The sequence below is a fragment of the Rhodospirillaceae bacterium genome, assembly GCA_018662005.1.
Lineage (GTDB): Bacteria > Pseudomonadota > Alphaproteobacteria > Rhodospirillales > JABHCV01 > JACNJU01.
In genome coordinates this window covers 135,757-148,802 of sequence record JABJHA010000004.1, presented here as the reverse complement: position 1 = coordinate 148,802, position 13,046 = coordinate 135,757, and the positions used below count along the sequence as shown (strand labels likewise).

General features: G+C 55.2%; 15 protein-coding genes. 7 read left to right on the top strand and 8 right to left on the bottom strand.

The genetic code is table 11. The annotated features are described in order from the left end of the window. Nucleotides 1-4 precede the first annotated feature (4 nt). From HOL66_01975 to HOL66_01965, 3 genes are read right to left on the bottom strand one after another with little or no spacing between them, the layout of a single operon-like run. The gene (locus HOL66_01975) at nucleotides 5-778 is read right to left on the bottom strand and encodes a (Fe-S)-binding protein (protein MBT5242994.1); all 774 of its coding nucleotides are present in this window, start codon (nucleotides 776-778) and stop codon (nucleotides 5-7) included. Then, nucleotides 775-1,992, bottom strand: coding sequence for a murein transglycosylase A (locus HOL66_01970; protein MBT5242993.1), 1,218 nt, complete (start codon nucleotides 1,990-1,992; stop codon nucleotides 775-777). The genes HOL66_01975 and HOL66_01970 overlap by 4 nt, the downstream gene beginning before the upstream one ends. Before the next feature lie 4 nt (nucleotides 1,993-1,996). Next, nucleotides 1,997-2,704 carry a Tim44 domain-containing protein gene (locus HOL66_01965; GenBank protein MBT5242992.1) on the bottom strand — a complete coding sequence of 236 codons (708 nt, stop codon included), beginning with the start codon at nucleotides 2,702-2,704 and terminating at the stop codon, nucleotides 1,997-1,999. A gap of 205 nt (nucleotides 2,705-2,909) precedes the next feature. Between HOL66_01965 and HOL66_01960 the strand changes: the two genes are divergently transcribed. Together HOL66_01960 and secB are read left to right on the top strand one after the other, a co-directional pair. After that, nucleotides 2,910-3,380, top strand: a complete 471-nt coding sequence (locus HOL66_01960) for an FxsA family protein (GenBank protein ID MBT5242991.1) — start codon at nucleotides 2,910-2,912, stop codon at nucleotides 3,378-3,380. 82 nt (nucleotides 3,381-3,462) lie between these two features. Continuing rightward, nucleotides 3,463-3,987, top strand: a complete 525-nt coding sequence (secB, locus tag HOL66_01955; GenBank protein ID MBT5242990.1) for a protein-export chaperone SecB — start codon at nucleotides 3,463-3,465, stop codon at nucleotides 3,985-3,987. Between the two features lie 131 nt (nucleotides 3,988-4,118). On the opposite strand, the gene dnaQ is transcribed toward secB, so the two are convergent. From dnaQ to HOL66_01935, 4 genes are read right to left on the bottom strand one after another with little or no spacing between them, the layout of a single operon-like run. Beyond that, nucleotides 4,119-4,811, bottom strand: a complete 693-nt coding sequence (gene dnaQ / locus HOL66_01950; GenBank protein MBT5242989.1) for a DNA polymerase III subunit epsilon — start codon at nucleotides 4,809-4,811, stop codon at nucleotides 4,119-4,121. Then, nucleotides 4,811-5,452, bottom strand: coding sequence for a dephospho-CoA kinase (locus tag HOL66_01945; protein MBT5242988.1), 642 nt, complete (start codon nucleotides 5,450-5,452; stop codon nucleotides 4,811-4,813). The genes dnaQ and HOL66_01945 overlap by 1 nt, the downstream gene beginning before the upstream one ends. Continuing rightward, complete coding sequence (locus HOL66_01940) at nucleotides 5,449-6,291, bottom strand: shikimate dehydrogenase (GenBank protein ID MBT5242987.1); 843 nt, start codon at nucleotides 6,289-6,291, stop codon at nucleotides 5,449-5,451. Before HOL66_01940 ends, HOL66_01945 begins: the two co-directional genes overlap by 4 nt. Before the next feature lie 26 nt (nucleotides 6,292-6,317). Continuing rightward, the gene (locus HOL66_01935; protein MBT5242986.1) at nucleotides 6,318-7,142 is read right to left on the bottom strand and encodes a kinase/pyrophosphorylase; all 825 of its coding nucleotides are present in this window, start codon (nucleotides 7,140-7,142) and stop codon (nucleotides 6,318-6,320) included. 511 nt (nucleotides 7,143-7,653) lie between these two features. Between HOL66_01935 and HOL66_01930 the strand changes: the two genes are divergently transcribed. The 5 genes from HOL66_01930 (at nucleotide 7,654) to HOL66_01910 (ending at nucleotide 11,980) form a co-directional block, all read left to right on the top strand. Then, nucleotides 7,654-8,694, top strand: coding sequence for a uroporphyrinogen decarboxylase (locus tag HOL66_01930; GenBank protein ID MBT5242985.1), 1,041 nt, complete (start codon nucleotides 7,654-7,656; stop codon nucleotides 8,692-8,694). Between the two features lie 7 nt (nucleotides 8,695-8,701). After that, nucleotides 8,702-9,760 (top strand): ferrochelatase, encoded by a 1,059-nt coding sequence (gene hemH / locus HOL66_01925; GenBank protein ID MBT5242984.1) that lies wholly within the window; start codon nucleotides 8,702-8,704, stop codon nucleotides 9,758-9,760. Nucleotides 9,761-9,764: 4 nt separating this feature from the next. After that, a complete protein-coding gene (gene hemJ / locus HOL66_01920; GenBank protein MBT5242983.1) occupies nucleotides 9,765-10,208 on the top strand; it encodes a protoporphyrinogen oxidase HemJ in 444 nt (147 codons plus the stop codon). Nucleotides 10,209-10,448: 240 nt separating this feature from the next. Continuing rightward, nucleotides 10,449-11,705: a transcription termination factor Rho gene (gene rho, locus HOL66_01915; protein ID MBT5242982.1), complete on the top strand. Its 1,257-nt coding sequence runs from the start codon at nucleotides 10,449-10,451 to the stop codon at nucleotides 11,703-11,705. 11 nt (nucleotides 11,706-11,716) lie between these two features. Further along, entirely contained in the window at nucleotides 11,717-11,980 is a 264-nt protein-coding gene (locus HOL66_01910) for a hypothetical protein (GenBank protein ID MBT5242981.1), read from the top strand. A 76-nt stretch (nucleotides 11,981-12,056) separates the two neighbouring features. Here the strand turns inward: HOL66_01910 and HOL66_01905 are convergent, their stop codons facing one another. Beyond that, on the bottom strand, nucleotides 12,057-13,034 hold the full coding sequence (locus HOL66_01905; GenBank protein ID MBT5242980.1) for a quinone oxidoreductase: 978 nt from the start codon (nucleotides 13,032-13,034) through the stop codon (nucleotides 12,057-12,059). Nucleotides 13,035-13,046 lie beyond the last annotated feature (12 nt).

Genomic DNA, 13,046 nt, shown 5'->3' with positions numbered 1-13,046 from the left:
CCCGCTACTCTTTCGTTTCGCCGATTGGCGGAACCTCGCCCGTCGTCCCGGCCAGAACCTCGGCCAGATGCCGCACTTTGACGGTTGAGTCGCGGCGCTGCAAGCGCCCGGCGATGTTCATCAGACAGCCAAGATCGCCGCCAAGCAGAACATCGGCCCCGGTTTTTTCAATGGCCACAGCCTTGTCGTCGACAATTTTTCCCGAAATATCCGGATATTTGACCGAAAATAGGCCACCGAACCCACAACAGCTCTCGCCGTCATCAAGCTCCTTGAGGGAAAGTCCATCGACCGCCGCCATCAACGCCCGCGGTTGCTCCTTGATACCCAGTTCGCGCAGGCCCGCACAACTGTCCTGATAGGTAACGGTGCCCTGGAATGTGGCGCCGGTATCGCTAACGCCCAGAACGTCGTGCAGGAATTCCATCAGTTCGTAAGTTTTGGCTGCCATTGCCCCGGCCCGGGCGCTCATGTCTGCGTCTTCCGCTAGCAGGGCCGGAAAATGTTCCTTGATCATGCCCGCACATGAACCCGAAGGCGCGACGATGTAATCGAACTGTTCAAAGGCTGTGATGACGTTGCGGGCCAGTGCCTGGGCATCTGCCTTGTCACCGGCGTTGTAGGCGGGCTGGCCGCAACAGGTCTGGCTGCCCGGAACATGCACCGTGCAGCCGTTTTTCTCAAGCAGCCGGGCGGCGGCGAAGCCGACAGAAGGGCGCATCAGATCAACCAGACAAGTGACAAACAGGCCAACGTTTTTTGTGTTCGCGTCGCTCATTGTCGTGGCAGCAGCAGGAAATAGTGGCCCGGCTGTTTCATCAATCCGGCGCGGGTAGCGGCCGCAGCCCCAAATCCCCAAAACAGGTCGCCACGCACCGGCCCCTTGATGGCGCTGCCCGTATCCTGGGCAATGACAAGCCGTCTTAAGGGCGCGCCGGGGTCCAGCGGGTCGGTGGTGTCAAGCCAGATGGGAATCCCCAAAGGGAAATATCCGCGATCAACGGCAAGCGAGCGGCCCGGCGTCAGCGGCACGCCTTGCGCGCCAATCGGGCCCTGTTGTTGACCCAAGGACTTCAGCGCCCCATCAATCACCCTGAAAAAGATAAACGACGGGTTGGAGGCCATAAGCGCCGCCCCTTTTTCCGGGTTATCGTGCAGCCAGGCCTTGATCGATTGCATGGACACCCGTTCACGAGTCAGGGCGCCGCTTTTTATCAGTTCCCGGCCGATTGACTTATAGGCATGGCCATTTTTGGCCGCAAAACCGATACGAACGATAGAGCCGTCATCCATTATGACCCGGCCCGATCCCTGAACATGCAGGAAAAAAGCGTCAACGGGACTATCAACCCAGATCATTTCCAGACCCCGGCCCGAAAGGGCTCCGGCATCAATCGCCGCGCGATCATCAAAGGGAACAAACCGTCCGGCAACAACCTTGCCCGAAAGGCGCTTGCCCTTTAGTTCGGCATTAAAGTCACCCAGGTTTGCATCAACCAGTTCGGGCGGGCGTTCGTATATGGGGGTTGTATAGGGCCCCTTGCGCAACCAGGAGCCCTTAAGTTCGATTTCAAAGTAGCCCGTGAACAAGCCTTCAGGGCGGCCATCGGCGGTTGCCAGGTAGGGCTGGAAGTGGGCCTCGAAAAAAGCACGCGACAATTCCGTATTGCCGACGGGCAGGGCGGCGGCGGCCTGGCAAGGTGCTGTCCAGTCCCCGGCGACGCCGCCAATAGAGCCAAGGGAAAGATCGGCGGGCATTTTTGCAAATTTAGCGCACGAGCGCAGTAATGTGCCAATCACCTGATCATGTCTGTCCCCTGACCAGCCGGTTATTTTATTGAAGGAGGTTTTCTTCAACACCAGTTTTTGGGCTGGCGGTTGAGCGGCCACAGGCGCGCTTTCGGGTACAGGTGTTGACGTGCCAGGAGGCAAGACCGCGACAGGGGTACATGCCCCAACCATCACAATAAGTGCAAGGCTCCAGCCCTTCATGGGATCAATCCAGGCTGCGAGTCGCCGCCAGCGACCAGTTGGGATCGCGCGAGCGGGTATCGTGGATGAAAGTCCAGAAATCGGTGACGCTGACAATTTTGTTGGGATCGCCCTCGACAATAGCGCCCTCCTCGTCGCTGAGCGCATGCACCTGATCGCTAACAAACTTGACGGTAATCTGGGCGATCGAGCCTTCCATACCAGCTTCGACAAGGTCGGCCTTGCGAATGCCGACCAGCGTTTCTTCCATGGTTTGGTTGGCGTCTTCCCGGTCGCGAATGGATTTCTCGAAATTGGCGAACACGTCATTGCTCAAAAGCGGCTTAAGGGCCTTTGAGTCGCCCGATGCGTAGGCGCCCAGAATATATTCAAAGGCAATGCGGGCGCCGGAAATAAATTCATCCGGATCAAAATCGCTGTCGGCGGCGGCAATGGTGCGCAAGCCGTTCAGAAGCGGTGACTGCTCTTCTTCCTCAATTGTTGCAGCGGCCGGCTTGAAATCTTCATCGTCCTTTTTATCAAGGTGGATGATGTTATCGTTACCGGCGGCGTCTTCCTTGTCTTTATTGTTCTGTGAAAGGCGGCTAATGAAATCTGATATATTGCCTTCGTGGCCATCACGGCGGCCAAGAACGCTACGCAGCCGCAAGATCAAGAAAACCGCGATCATGGCGAAAAGAATAATGTCGAAAAACTGAAAGCCGTCGTTCATGATAGGTATACTAAACTGTCAATGTGCAGGCGCGTCGCCTGGAGCGGCAGCGGGCCCTGATTAAATCTTAACCCCCTGTACGTTAACGACAAGTGGCGCTCAGGTCACTAAATAAGGTGTCTTGACCTTGCGGGCAAGGGTAAGCGGGCATAAATATCGGGAAAGGTTTTTGGAGGCTCCCTTGGGACTGATAATTCTCGTGGCCATGATCGCCGTACCGATCATTGAAATCGCGGTCTTTATCGAGGCCGGCGTCTGGCTGGGCCTGTGGCCAACCATCGGCGTCGTCATTCTGACAGCCATTATCGGCTCTACCCTGTTGCGCCATCAGGGCCTTGCGACCCTGGTTCGGGTTCGCGAAAGCATGGACGCGGGGCGTTTGCCGGTGGCCGAGCTGTTCGATGGTTTGTGCCTGCTGGTTGCCGGGGCACTTTTGTTGACGCCGGGGTTTGTCACCGACGGAGTTGGCCTTCTTTTATTTATGCCGCCCTTTCGCTTGATTCTGCGAGGCCTGATGGCGCGCCGCCTTAAGGCACGTGGTGATTTTCAAATGCACACACAAAATCCGCCGCAAGGATACGACTCCACTATTATTGAAGGTGAATATCAGGAAGTTCACGGCGAAGAGAGCGGCCCTGATTCCGACCATCCGCTTCCGCCGCCCGGCGGATCATGATGGGACGGTTGTTTTTTCTGATGAATGCGTGTTATCCACTGTTGCAAATGAATGAAGCCGCATTGCAACGGGAGACCCTTCTATGAGCGACCAGACCGAACAGCCGACAGATGGACAAGACGCACCCGCCGCGCCGCCTATCCAGATCAATGCTCAGTACATCAAGGATTTATCCTTTGAAGCGCCTTCGACTCCAGGCATTTTCGGCAAACTTCAAAAAGATGCGCCGGATGTCACCATCAATGTCGACGTCAACGCTCACCCGGTTCAGGACAGCTTTTTCGAGGTTCAGCTGCACATTCGGGCAACCTGTAAAGTGGGCGAGGAAACGGCGTTTATTTCGGAACTTGTTTATGGCGGCCTGTTCACCATCAACGTGCCCGAAGAACATCTTCAGGCCATCTTGCTGATCGAATGCCCGCGCCTGCTGTTCCCGTTTGCCCGTAACATCGTGGCCGACTGTTCACGCGACGGCGGCTTCCCGCCGCTGATGCTGGCTCCGGTCGACTTTGTCGCCATGTTCCAAAATCAGGTTAGTGAAAAGGCTGGGGCGGATAACCAGACTTCCCAGTCGCCCGATAAAGGCAACAACAAAGACCAGGGCTAGGGCCGATCACACTTAAACGGAATCACTACTTGATTCAGTTTAAGTGTGTGTATCGGCTCGCTGTTTAATAAGTCGATCAGTTTTTCACGTTTCGTTCGAACACAACGTGTTCAAACTAAACGTGAACTGATCTAGTCGCTCGCGCCGCGCCAGACGGCGTTTTCCAGGCCATCAATAAAAGCCTCGTGCGCTTTTAGCTCTTCAGGCCTTTCCGCGTGAGGCCGGGGCTCACGGACGCCGGCAGGCGGGACTGTTTCTTCAGGGGTGACTTTTGCCGCCATTCTGGCGTTTTCAACCAGCGCCAGATCCGGCTGCCGCCCGCCAATGAGTTCCAGATAAACTTCCGCCAGCAGCTCTGAATCCAGCAGCGCGCCATGTAATGTGCGGTTGGAGTTATCGATTTGAAAGCGTCGGCACAGGGCGTCCAGACTGGCTTGAGCACCGGGAAATTTCTTGCGCGCCATGCGCACCGTATCAACGGCCCGCTGCATGGGTACCGCTGGACGTTCAAGACGGGCGAGCTCGGCATTGATAAAGCCCATATCAAATTGCGCATTGTGGATGACCAGCGTGTCATCGCCGATAAATTCCAGGAAGTCATCGGCAATGTCGGCAAAGACAGGCTGCTCCGAAAGAAATTCCTCGGACAGGCCATGCACCGAGAAAGCCTCGGCGGGCATATCGCGCTCAGGATTAATGTATTGCTGATAAACCCTGCCGGTGGCCAGGTGGTTGACCAGTTCTATGCAGCCGATTTCAACGATCCGGTCACCCCCCAAGGGGTTAAAGCCTGTCGTTTCGGTATCAAGAATAATTTCGCGCATTAGAACATGATCATCCGCTTGCTGTTGTTTCGAGCCGACCACTGACGGGGCTTCCAGGATTTCGTTACAGTGACAATGTTGGCGATTTGACGCAAGCTGTGATGACGGCTAAGGCCGGTCAAAACAACAAAGTCGGCCATCCGGCGCTTGTCAGGGTCAGAAATCTGGTGGCTTAGAATGGAATCAAAGCGTTTCCGCGTCATGCCCGGGCGGGCCATGACGCGCTGTTTTTGAACAAGCGCCGGGGCGCTGACGACAACGACTCCGTCGCAGCGTTCGTGCCCACCGGTTTCAAACAACAGCGGAATATCCAGGACAACAAGCCTTTGTCTCCGCCTGGCGGCAACAGCCAAAAATTCCGCCTGTTTTTGCCGGGCCAGGGGATGCAGGATTTTTTCCAGTTTTTGCAATTTGGCTGGTTTGCCAAAAACCAGTGCCCCCAGGGCCTGGCGATCAACACCGCCTTCTTTTTCAACGCCCGGGAAGGCGGACAGAACGGTCGCGGTGGCGAGGCCACCCGGAACCATTAAGCCGTGAACGGCTTTGTCCGCATCATGGACCGCCACACCAAGATTGCGAAAAGCCGTTGCCGCCGCCGTCTTGCCCATGCCGATGGAGCCAGTCAGGCCAAGAATGATCATCCGCCTGTCCCGGACAGAACGTGGCGGCGCAAGTCGTCCGTAACCTGCGGATCAACCCCGAACCAGGCGGCGAAACCGGGACGGCCCTGATGCAACAACATGCCCAGGCCGTCGACCGTGGCGTTTCCGCGAGCCCGCGCCGCTACCAAAAGCGGCGTCTCGAGGGGTACGTAAACAACGTCATTGACCAGTGCCTCGATGGGCAGGGCGTCCAGGGAAATATCCAGTGCCGCTTTACCCGTCATCCCCAACGTCGTCGTGTTGGTCAGCAGGGCGGCGTCTTTGATCGCTGCGTTGCGCGCGTCCCAGTCGACGACCCGAACCGGGCCGCCCAATTCCTCGGCCAGGCGTTCGGCCCGCTTGCGGGTCCGGTTTAGCAGCGTAATGGAGGGCGCGCCTTCATCGATCAGGGCGGCAACAATGGCCCGCGCAGCGCCCCCGGCCCCAAGCACGACGGCGGGGCCGCTGGCCGCACTAAATCCCGGATGGCCTTTTTTGAGGTTTTCAATGAAGCCGAATCCGTCCGTATTGGAGCCCATGAGACGCCCCTTGTCATCGACAGCAATCGTATTGACCGCGCCGATCCTGCGGGCCTGATCAGTGATCTCGTCAAGATGGGCAATAACCGCTTCTTTATGGGGGACGGTCACGTTCAAACCGGCATAGCCGTTTTCGGCCAGGGTCTTCAGGGTGGCAGGCAGGGCCTTTGGTTCAACAGCGATGGCTTTATAAGAGCCATTGATCTTGTGCTCGCGCAACCAGAAACCATGCAGCCGCGGTGACAGGGAATGATCAATGGGCCAGCCTATGACGCCGGATTTAAGTTTCCCATGCTTCATGATGCTGGCTCTTCCCTTCACACCCTTCAGGAATGTTGATCAAGGCGTCGGTTATAAAGCTGCAGGATCTTTGCCGAAACTTCTTCAATGGATTTTCGGGTCACATCGATCACCGGCCAGCCCTGATTTGCGTAAAGGCGCTTGGCTTCCCTGACCTCACTGGAAACCGTTTCGGGATCAATGTAATCGGTTTCTTCGTCCTGGCCCAATGAGCGTAAGCGATTGCGCCGGATTTGCACCAACTGCCTGGGATCATTTGTCAGGCCAACAACCAGTGGTTTTTTTGACTGCAACAATTCCGGAGGCAGGGCGCAGCCCGGAACAATGGGGACATTGGCGGCTTTCAGGCCCCTGTTGGCGAGGTAAATACAGGTTGGTGTTTTGGAGGTCCTGGAAACCCCGACGATGATCACATCGGCCTCGTTAAGCGAGCGGGTCGCCTGGCCGTCATCGTGGCTGAGAACAAAATGCAAGGCCTCTATACGGGCAAAGTATTCCGCGTCCATAACATGCTGACGCCCGGGTGCTGCCTGAATTTCCGCCTTAAGATATGATCCCAAGGCATTAACCACCGGATCAAGAATGGGGATGCAGGGGACCTTTAGTTCCCGGCAGCTGTTTTCCAGCATGGTTCGCATTTCATTGTCGACAAGGGTGTACAGCACGAATCCGGGATTTTCCTTTACCCCTTCAATGATATCCCTGATCTGACCTTCGCTGCGGACCATATTCCAGACATGTTCGGTTTGTTCAATATTATCGAATTGCACCAGGGTGGCGCGCGCCACCAGATTGACGGTTTCGCCTGTGGCGTCTGAAACCAGATGTAAATGAAAATGTTTACTGACCATCAATCGCTCTTTCCGGCGCTTCCCGGTGTCCGGATTCCATTAACCGACACTGGGGATAGAATGTGTGCATCTCGGGATATTTACAAAACTGATCTTTCCATCCCCGAACCACTTGTTTTCATGCCATTGCTCATACAAGGCATTGTATGTTTTCCATGATAGGGGAATACACCGGAAAACACGGCAAACCAAATTTGTTTTCCCCTATATTATTATTATTTCAGGTTTTTTAAATCATCGTTCCACCATCTGAACAGGCAACAGTAAAAGTTATATAGGGCTTCAAGGCAGGGAGAAGATTGTCAAAATGTAACCATTTTTTATCATCGCCATTGCTCACACCTTTTCCACAAATTTCAGATATCTTTTCGTTTGATAAAGCAGCATTGGGGGAAACCTGTTGAAAAGAAATAATCCCCGACTTTAAGCCCACTACAACAACTACTACCTTTTTATATAAAATATATATTTAAGGTATATGAGAAGAGCGATCTCGGTTACGTTCCCGACCATGGATACAAAAAATAAATATTTTCTTCGTGCCCTGAAAGGCGAGAGTTTAACGAGGCCACCATTTTGGCTCATGCGCCAGGCCGGTCGCTACCTGCCCGAATACAGGGAACTGCGAAAAAATTCTAAAAACTTCCTTGATTTTTGTTATTCGCCGGATCTGGCTGTCGAGGCAACCTTGCAGCCGCTCAGGCGATATGACTTTGATGCGGCGATTCTGTTCAGTGATATTCTGGTGGTTCCCGACGCGCTTGGCCAAAAAGTCGAATTTCGCGAAGGTGAAGGACCGGTTCTTGAACCTGTTAGGTCTATTGGCGATATAGGAAAACTGTCTCTGGATGGATTGCATGATCATCTAGACCCGGTTTATCAAACCGTCAGTCGGCTATCTTCTGAAATTTCTGAACAAACCACATTAATCGGTTTTGCCGGGGCGCCGTGGACGGTTGCCACCTATATGGTCGAAGGCAAGGGGTCGAAAGATTACCCGCGGGCCCGGACCTGGGCCTACGCGGACCCGGAAGGTTTCGGCAAGCTCATTGATCTCCTTGTCGAGGCGACATCGGCCTACCTGATCAAACAGGTTGAGAACGGTGCGGAAGTCATTCAGCTTTTCGATACCTGGGCCGGCGTTTTAAGTGAAAGTCAATTTCAGCGTTGGGTCACACAACCGACAACCGAGATTGTTAAGAGACTGAATAAAGCCTGTCCCGGCGTGCCGGTTATGGGCTTTCCGCGAGGCGCCGGTATCCTGTATCAGGATTTTGTTAAACAAACCGGTGTTGATGGCGTCAGTCTTGATAACAGTGTTCCGGTCAGTTGGGCGGCGAAACACTTGCAACCCCTGTGTACGGTCCAGGGCAATCTGGACAACATGGCCCTGATTGCCGGCGGCGCGTCCATGGAAAAAGAAATCCGCGCCATCCTTGAAGGATTTTCCGGGGGACCGCATATTTTCAATCTGGGGCACGGAATTCTACCCGAGACACCACCTGAACATGTTGAACGACTGGCCGCCATCATTCAGGGCTGGGGAAAATGAGTTCTTCATGAAGGTCGCCATCGTCCTTTTTAATCTCGGCGGACCGGACAAGCCGGCAGCTGTTCGACCATTTCTGCGAAATCTTTTTAGTGATCCGGCCATTATCGGCGCGCCCGGCCCCATTCGCTGGCTTCTCGCCCGCTGGATATCTTTCCGGCGAGCGCCCATCGCCCTGAAAATATACCAGCACCTGGGCGGCAAATCGCCGCTGCTGGATTTAACCGGTAAGCAGGCGCGGGCCCTGGAACAACTGTTTTCCGGGCCAGACGAAATCAAGGCCTTTATCAGTATGCGCTACTGGCATCCCATGAGCGACGAGACAGCCCGTGCGGTCAGGAACTTCGCGCCTGACCGGGTCGTCTTGCTGCCGCTCTACCCGCAATTTTCGACCACCACAACGGGCTCGAGCCTGACTGACTGGAAACGGGCGGCAAAGCAAGCGGGACTGGACGCGACCACCACAACGGTGTGTTGCTATCCGGACGAACCGGGGTTTATCACCGCCATTGCAAGGCTGGTTGAAAGCGAGATCAACCAGGCATCAAGCGCCGGCAAGCCGAGGATTTTATTTTCGGCTCACGGGTTGCCAAAAAAAATTGTCGATGCGGGCGATCCCTATCCCCGCCACGTGGAAATGACGGCGACGGCCATTGTCGCAAACCTGGCCCAGGCGGACTTGGACTGGGTTGTTTGTTATCAAAGCCGGGTTGGCCCGCTTCAGTGGATCGGTCCGTCTACGGAGGATGAAATCGCCCGTGCAGCAAACGACGGCGTCCCCGTTGTTATCGTTCCCATCGCATTTGTTTCGGAACATTCCGAAACCCTCGTCGAACTTGATATCGAATATCGCGAACTGGCTGACCAGTTGGGCGTATGCGCCTACCACCGGGTGGCGACGGTGGGCACGGAGGCACGCTTTATCGGCGGCCTGAAAAACTGCGTTGATCGGGCCATGGACGCCATCAAGGCGGGTGACAAGGGTGAAGCGGTTACGATATCCTGCTCCGAAGTGGGCGGGGCGTGCGCCCCCGGGGTCGTGTGTTGCCCGTTAAGCATAAGGAAATAAGCCGATGGAATTTTCAGGTGATGCCTATTTGTGGATCAAGGCCGGTCATATTATTTCGGTGATTGCCTGGATGGCGGGCTTGCTCTATCTGCCACGGCTGTTTGTCTATCACTGCGGGACGGAGGCAGGCTCGGAGGCTTCGGAAACGTTCAAAATCATGGAGCGCCGTCTGCTTCGGGCCATTATGAACCCGGCGATGCTGTCTTCACTGTTGTTCGGCGGCCTGCTTTTAGCCGACAGCTCAACGGATTGGAGCGCTGGCTGGTTGCACGTCAAGTTGCTGTGTGTCGTCGGCCTGATGGTCATTCACATGATGATGGGTGGCTGGCGGCGCGCTTTCGAGGTCGACGCAAACACAAAACCGGAGAAATTTTTCCGCATTGCCAACGAGGTGCCAACGATCCTGATGATCATTATTGTTTTGGTGGCGGTTCTGAAACCTTGGTGAACCGTTAAATACAGGCTTGCAATTGCGGCGGGCATTGGTTATTTGACTATATCTTCCGACGCGCTACCATCTTTGCAAGCGTCTTCCAATCCTCTTCACGCGGTATAACCGACCTCCAGTCTTATCCTGCCGTTTGAAATTTGTGCTTTTCGCACGTACCCGCTTCTCTTTACGCGCCTTTCCTTACACCCCCGCAATGGCTTTTCCCAAAGCCGTTCAACTTCCAAAAAAAGAGCTCCCATGAATCTCAAAGAACTGAAATCCAAACCTCCGGCAGAGCTTCTCGCTTATGCCGAAGAACTCGAAATTGAAAACGCCTCCACATTGCGCAAACAGGACATGTTGTTCGCCATTCTCAAAAGGCTCGCCGAAAACGACGTCGCCATTTTTGGCGATGGCGTCATCGAAGTGCTGCAGGATGGCTTCGGCTTCCTGCGTAGCGCCGAGGCCAACTACCTTCCCGGCCCCGATGACATTTATGTTAGTCCAAGCCAGGTCAGGCGCTTTTCCCTGCGTACCGGCGATACGGTTGAGGGCCAGATCCGCTCACCCAAGGACGGCGAGAGGTATTTTGCCCTGCTTAAGGTCAACGAGATCAATTTTGAAGAGCCTGACAAGGTTCGCCATCGCATTAATTTTGATAACCTGACGCCGCTTTATCCGGACGAAGCCCTGAAAATGGAAGTCGATGACCCGACGGCCAAGGACCGTACCTCGCGCATCATCGATTTGATTTCACCAATCGGCAAAGGGCAGCGCGCCCTGGTTGTCGCCCCGCCCAGGACCGGTAAAACGGTAATGCTGCAAAACATCGCCCAAGCCATCGCCGTTAATCATCCCGAATGCTACCTGATCGTGCTGCTCATTGATGAGCGCCCAGAAGAAGTCACCGACATGTCCCGCTCGGTCAAAGGTGAGGTTGTCAGCTCGACCTTTGATGAGCCCGCCAGCCGCCACGTTCAGGTTGCCGAGATGGTCATCTCCAAGGCCAAGAGACTGGTTGAGCACAAGCGCGACGTTATTATTCTGCTAGATTCCATCACCCGACTGGCCCGCGCCTACAACACCTGTGTACCCAGTTCGGGCAAGGTGCTGACCGGTGGTGTTGACGCCAACGCCCTGCAAAAGCCGAAGCGCTTCTTTGGCGCAGCCCGGAATATCGAGGAAGGCGGCTCGCTGACGATCATTTCCACCGCTCTTATCGATACGGGCTCGCGTATGGACGAGGTTATTTTTGAAGAATTCAAGGGCACCGGTAACTCGGAAATCATCCTTGATCGCAAATTGTCCGACAAGCGTGTCTGGCCGTCCATCGACATTACCAAGTCCGGAACCCGAAAAGAAGAATTGCTTGTTGATCAGGGCACCCTATCTAAAATGTGGGTCCTGCGTCGTATCCTGATGCCCATGGGTGTTGTCGATGCGATGGAGTTCCTTAATGGCAAGCTCAAGGAATCCAAGACCAACGATGATTTCTTTGACTCGATGAACACTTAGGAGATTTTTCCATGCGTTACTTCTTAACCGCCGCGATCATGGCCCTGACGGTTTCAACGTCAGCACTGGCCTGTAGCGGCACCGAAGACTACCCTGCCGCCGTCAAGGCGCTGGAGAACAATCAGCACCTGAGCGCCGAGCAAAAGGACGTCCTGATGAAGGACCTGATGGCTGGCATGGCGATCCATGATGACGGCCACAAGACCAGCAACATGTCGAAGATGGGCCAGTCGCTGCAAATCCTGCAGACCCTGAAGCCGAAAATCGCCAACTAGGTGATTTCAGAACAAATTTAAGGCCGGAACCCTAAAGTCAGGGGCTCCGGCCTTTTTTGTTTTCCTGCCGAATCGATCAGGGTTTCAGGATCGTCGAACCCGTTGTTTTGCGGGCCTCAAGGTCGGTGTGAGCCTGGGCCGTGTCTTTCAGGTCATAGGTCTGGTTAATCTCGATTTTCACCACCCCCGATGAAACCACCTCGAACAAGTCTGCGGCCATGGCCATCAGATCTTCGCGTTTGGCCATGTAGGTAAACAGGGTTGGCCGGGTGATGAACAACGAGCCTTTTTGCGCCAAAAGGCCGGGCGAAAACGGATCGACCGGGCCGGTGGCATTGCCAAAGGTGACCATCATGCCCAGCGGCTTCAGGCAATCCAGTGAGTCCATGAAGGTGTCCTTGCCGATGGAATCATAAACCACGTTGACGCCTTCGCCGTCGGTGATCTCTTCAACCCGGTCCTTGAAGTTTTCACGGGTGTAAACGATTGCATGGTCACAACCGTGGGCTTTCGCCAGCTCCGCCTTTTCATCACTGCCGACGGTGCCGATGACCGTGGCCCCCAGATGTTTGGCCCACTGGCAGACGATCAGGCCGACGCCGCCAGCCGCGGCGTGGATCAGGATGCTATCGCCCGGCTTGACGTTATAGGTCTGGCGCAACAGGTATTGGGCGGTCATGCCCTGCAGCATCATCGCCGCCGCCGTATCCTCTGAAATGTTGTCGGGCAATTTGACCAGTCTGTCGGCAGGAACCAGCCGCTCCTGGGCGTAGGCGCCGGGAGGCGCTATGACATAGGCGACGCGATCACCGACGGCGACTTCGCTGACGCCTTCGCCAATGGCTTCGACTGTCCCTGCGGCCTCCATGCCCAGCGCATGGGGTAGCGCGGGTAGTGGGTACAAGCCGGTGCGCCCGTAGACATCGATATAGTTCAGGCCGACGGCGGTATGGCGAACGCGCGCTTGACCGGGGCCGGGCTCGCCAACATCGACGTCTTCCCATTTGAGAACATCGGGTCCGCCGGTTTCGTGAATACAAATGGCCTTGGTCATGGTCTTGTTCCT

Excerpts from the sequence above, each read along its gene's own strand:
- hemH (MBT5242984.1), top strand. The coding sequence starts at position 8,702 with ATGAAGGTCGCCATCGTCCTTTTTAATCTCGGCGGACCGGACAAGCCG.
- hemJ (MBT5242983.1), top strand. The coding sequence starts at position 9,765 with ATGGAATTTTCAGGTGATGCCTATTTGTGGATCAAGGCCGGTCATATT.
- HOL66_01970 (MBT5242993.1), bottom strand. The coding sequence starts at position 1,992 with ATGAAGGGCTGGAGCCTTGCACTTATTGTGATGGTTGGGGCATGTACC.
- HOL66_01965 (MBT5242992.1), bottom strand. The coding sequence starts at position 2,704 with ATGAACGACGGCTTTCAGTTTTTCGACATTATTCTTTTCGCCATGATC.
- dnaQ (MBT5242989.1), bottom strand. The coding sequence starts at position 4,811 with ATGCGCGAAATTATTCTTGATACCGAAACGACAGGCTTTAACCCCTTG.
- rho (MBT5242982.1), top strand. The coding sequence starts at position 10,449 with ATGAATCTCAAAGAACTGAAATCCAAACCTCCGGCAGAGCTTCTCGCT.
- HOL66_01960 (MBT5242991.1), top strand. The coding sequence starts at position 2,910 with ATGATCGCCGTACCGATCATTGAAATCGCGGTCTTTATCGAGGCCGGC.
- HOL66_01945 (MBT5242988.1), bottom strand. The coding sequence starts at position 5,452 with ATGATCATTCTTGGCCTGACTGGCTCCATCGGCATGGGCAAGACGGCG.
- HOL66_01910 (MBT5242981.1), top strand. The coding sequence starts at position 11,717 with ATGCGTTACTTCTTAACCGCCGCGATCATGGCCCTGACGGTTTCAACG.
- HOL66_01935 (MBT5242986.1), bottom strand. The coding sequence starts at position 7,142 with ATGGTCAGTAAACATTTTCATTTACATCTGGTTTCAGACGCCACAGGC.
- HOL66_01975 (MBT5242994.1), bottom strand. The coding sequence starts at position 778 with ATGAGCGACGCGAACACAAAAAACGTTGGCCTGTTTGTCACTTGTCTG.
- HOL66_01940 (MBT5242987.1), bottom strand. The coding sequence starts at position 6,291 with ATGAAGCATGGGAAACTTAAATCCGGCGTCATAGGCTGGCCCATTGAT.
- secB (MBT5242990.1), top strand. The coding sequence starts at position 3,463 with ATGAGCGACCAGACCGAACAGCCGACAGATGGACAAGACGCACCCGCC.
- HOL66_01905 (MBT5242980.1), bottom strand. The coding sequence starts at position 13,034 with ATGACCAAGGCCATTTGTATTCACGAAACCGGCGGACCCGATGTTCTC.
- HOL66_01930 (MBT5242985.1), top strand. The coding sequence starts at position 7,654 with ATGGATACAAAAAATAAATATTTTCTTCGTGCCCTGAAAGGCGAGAGT.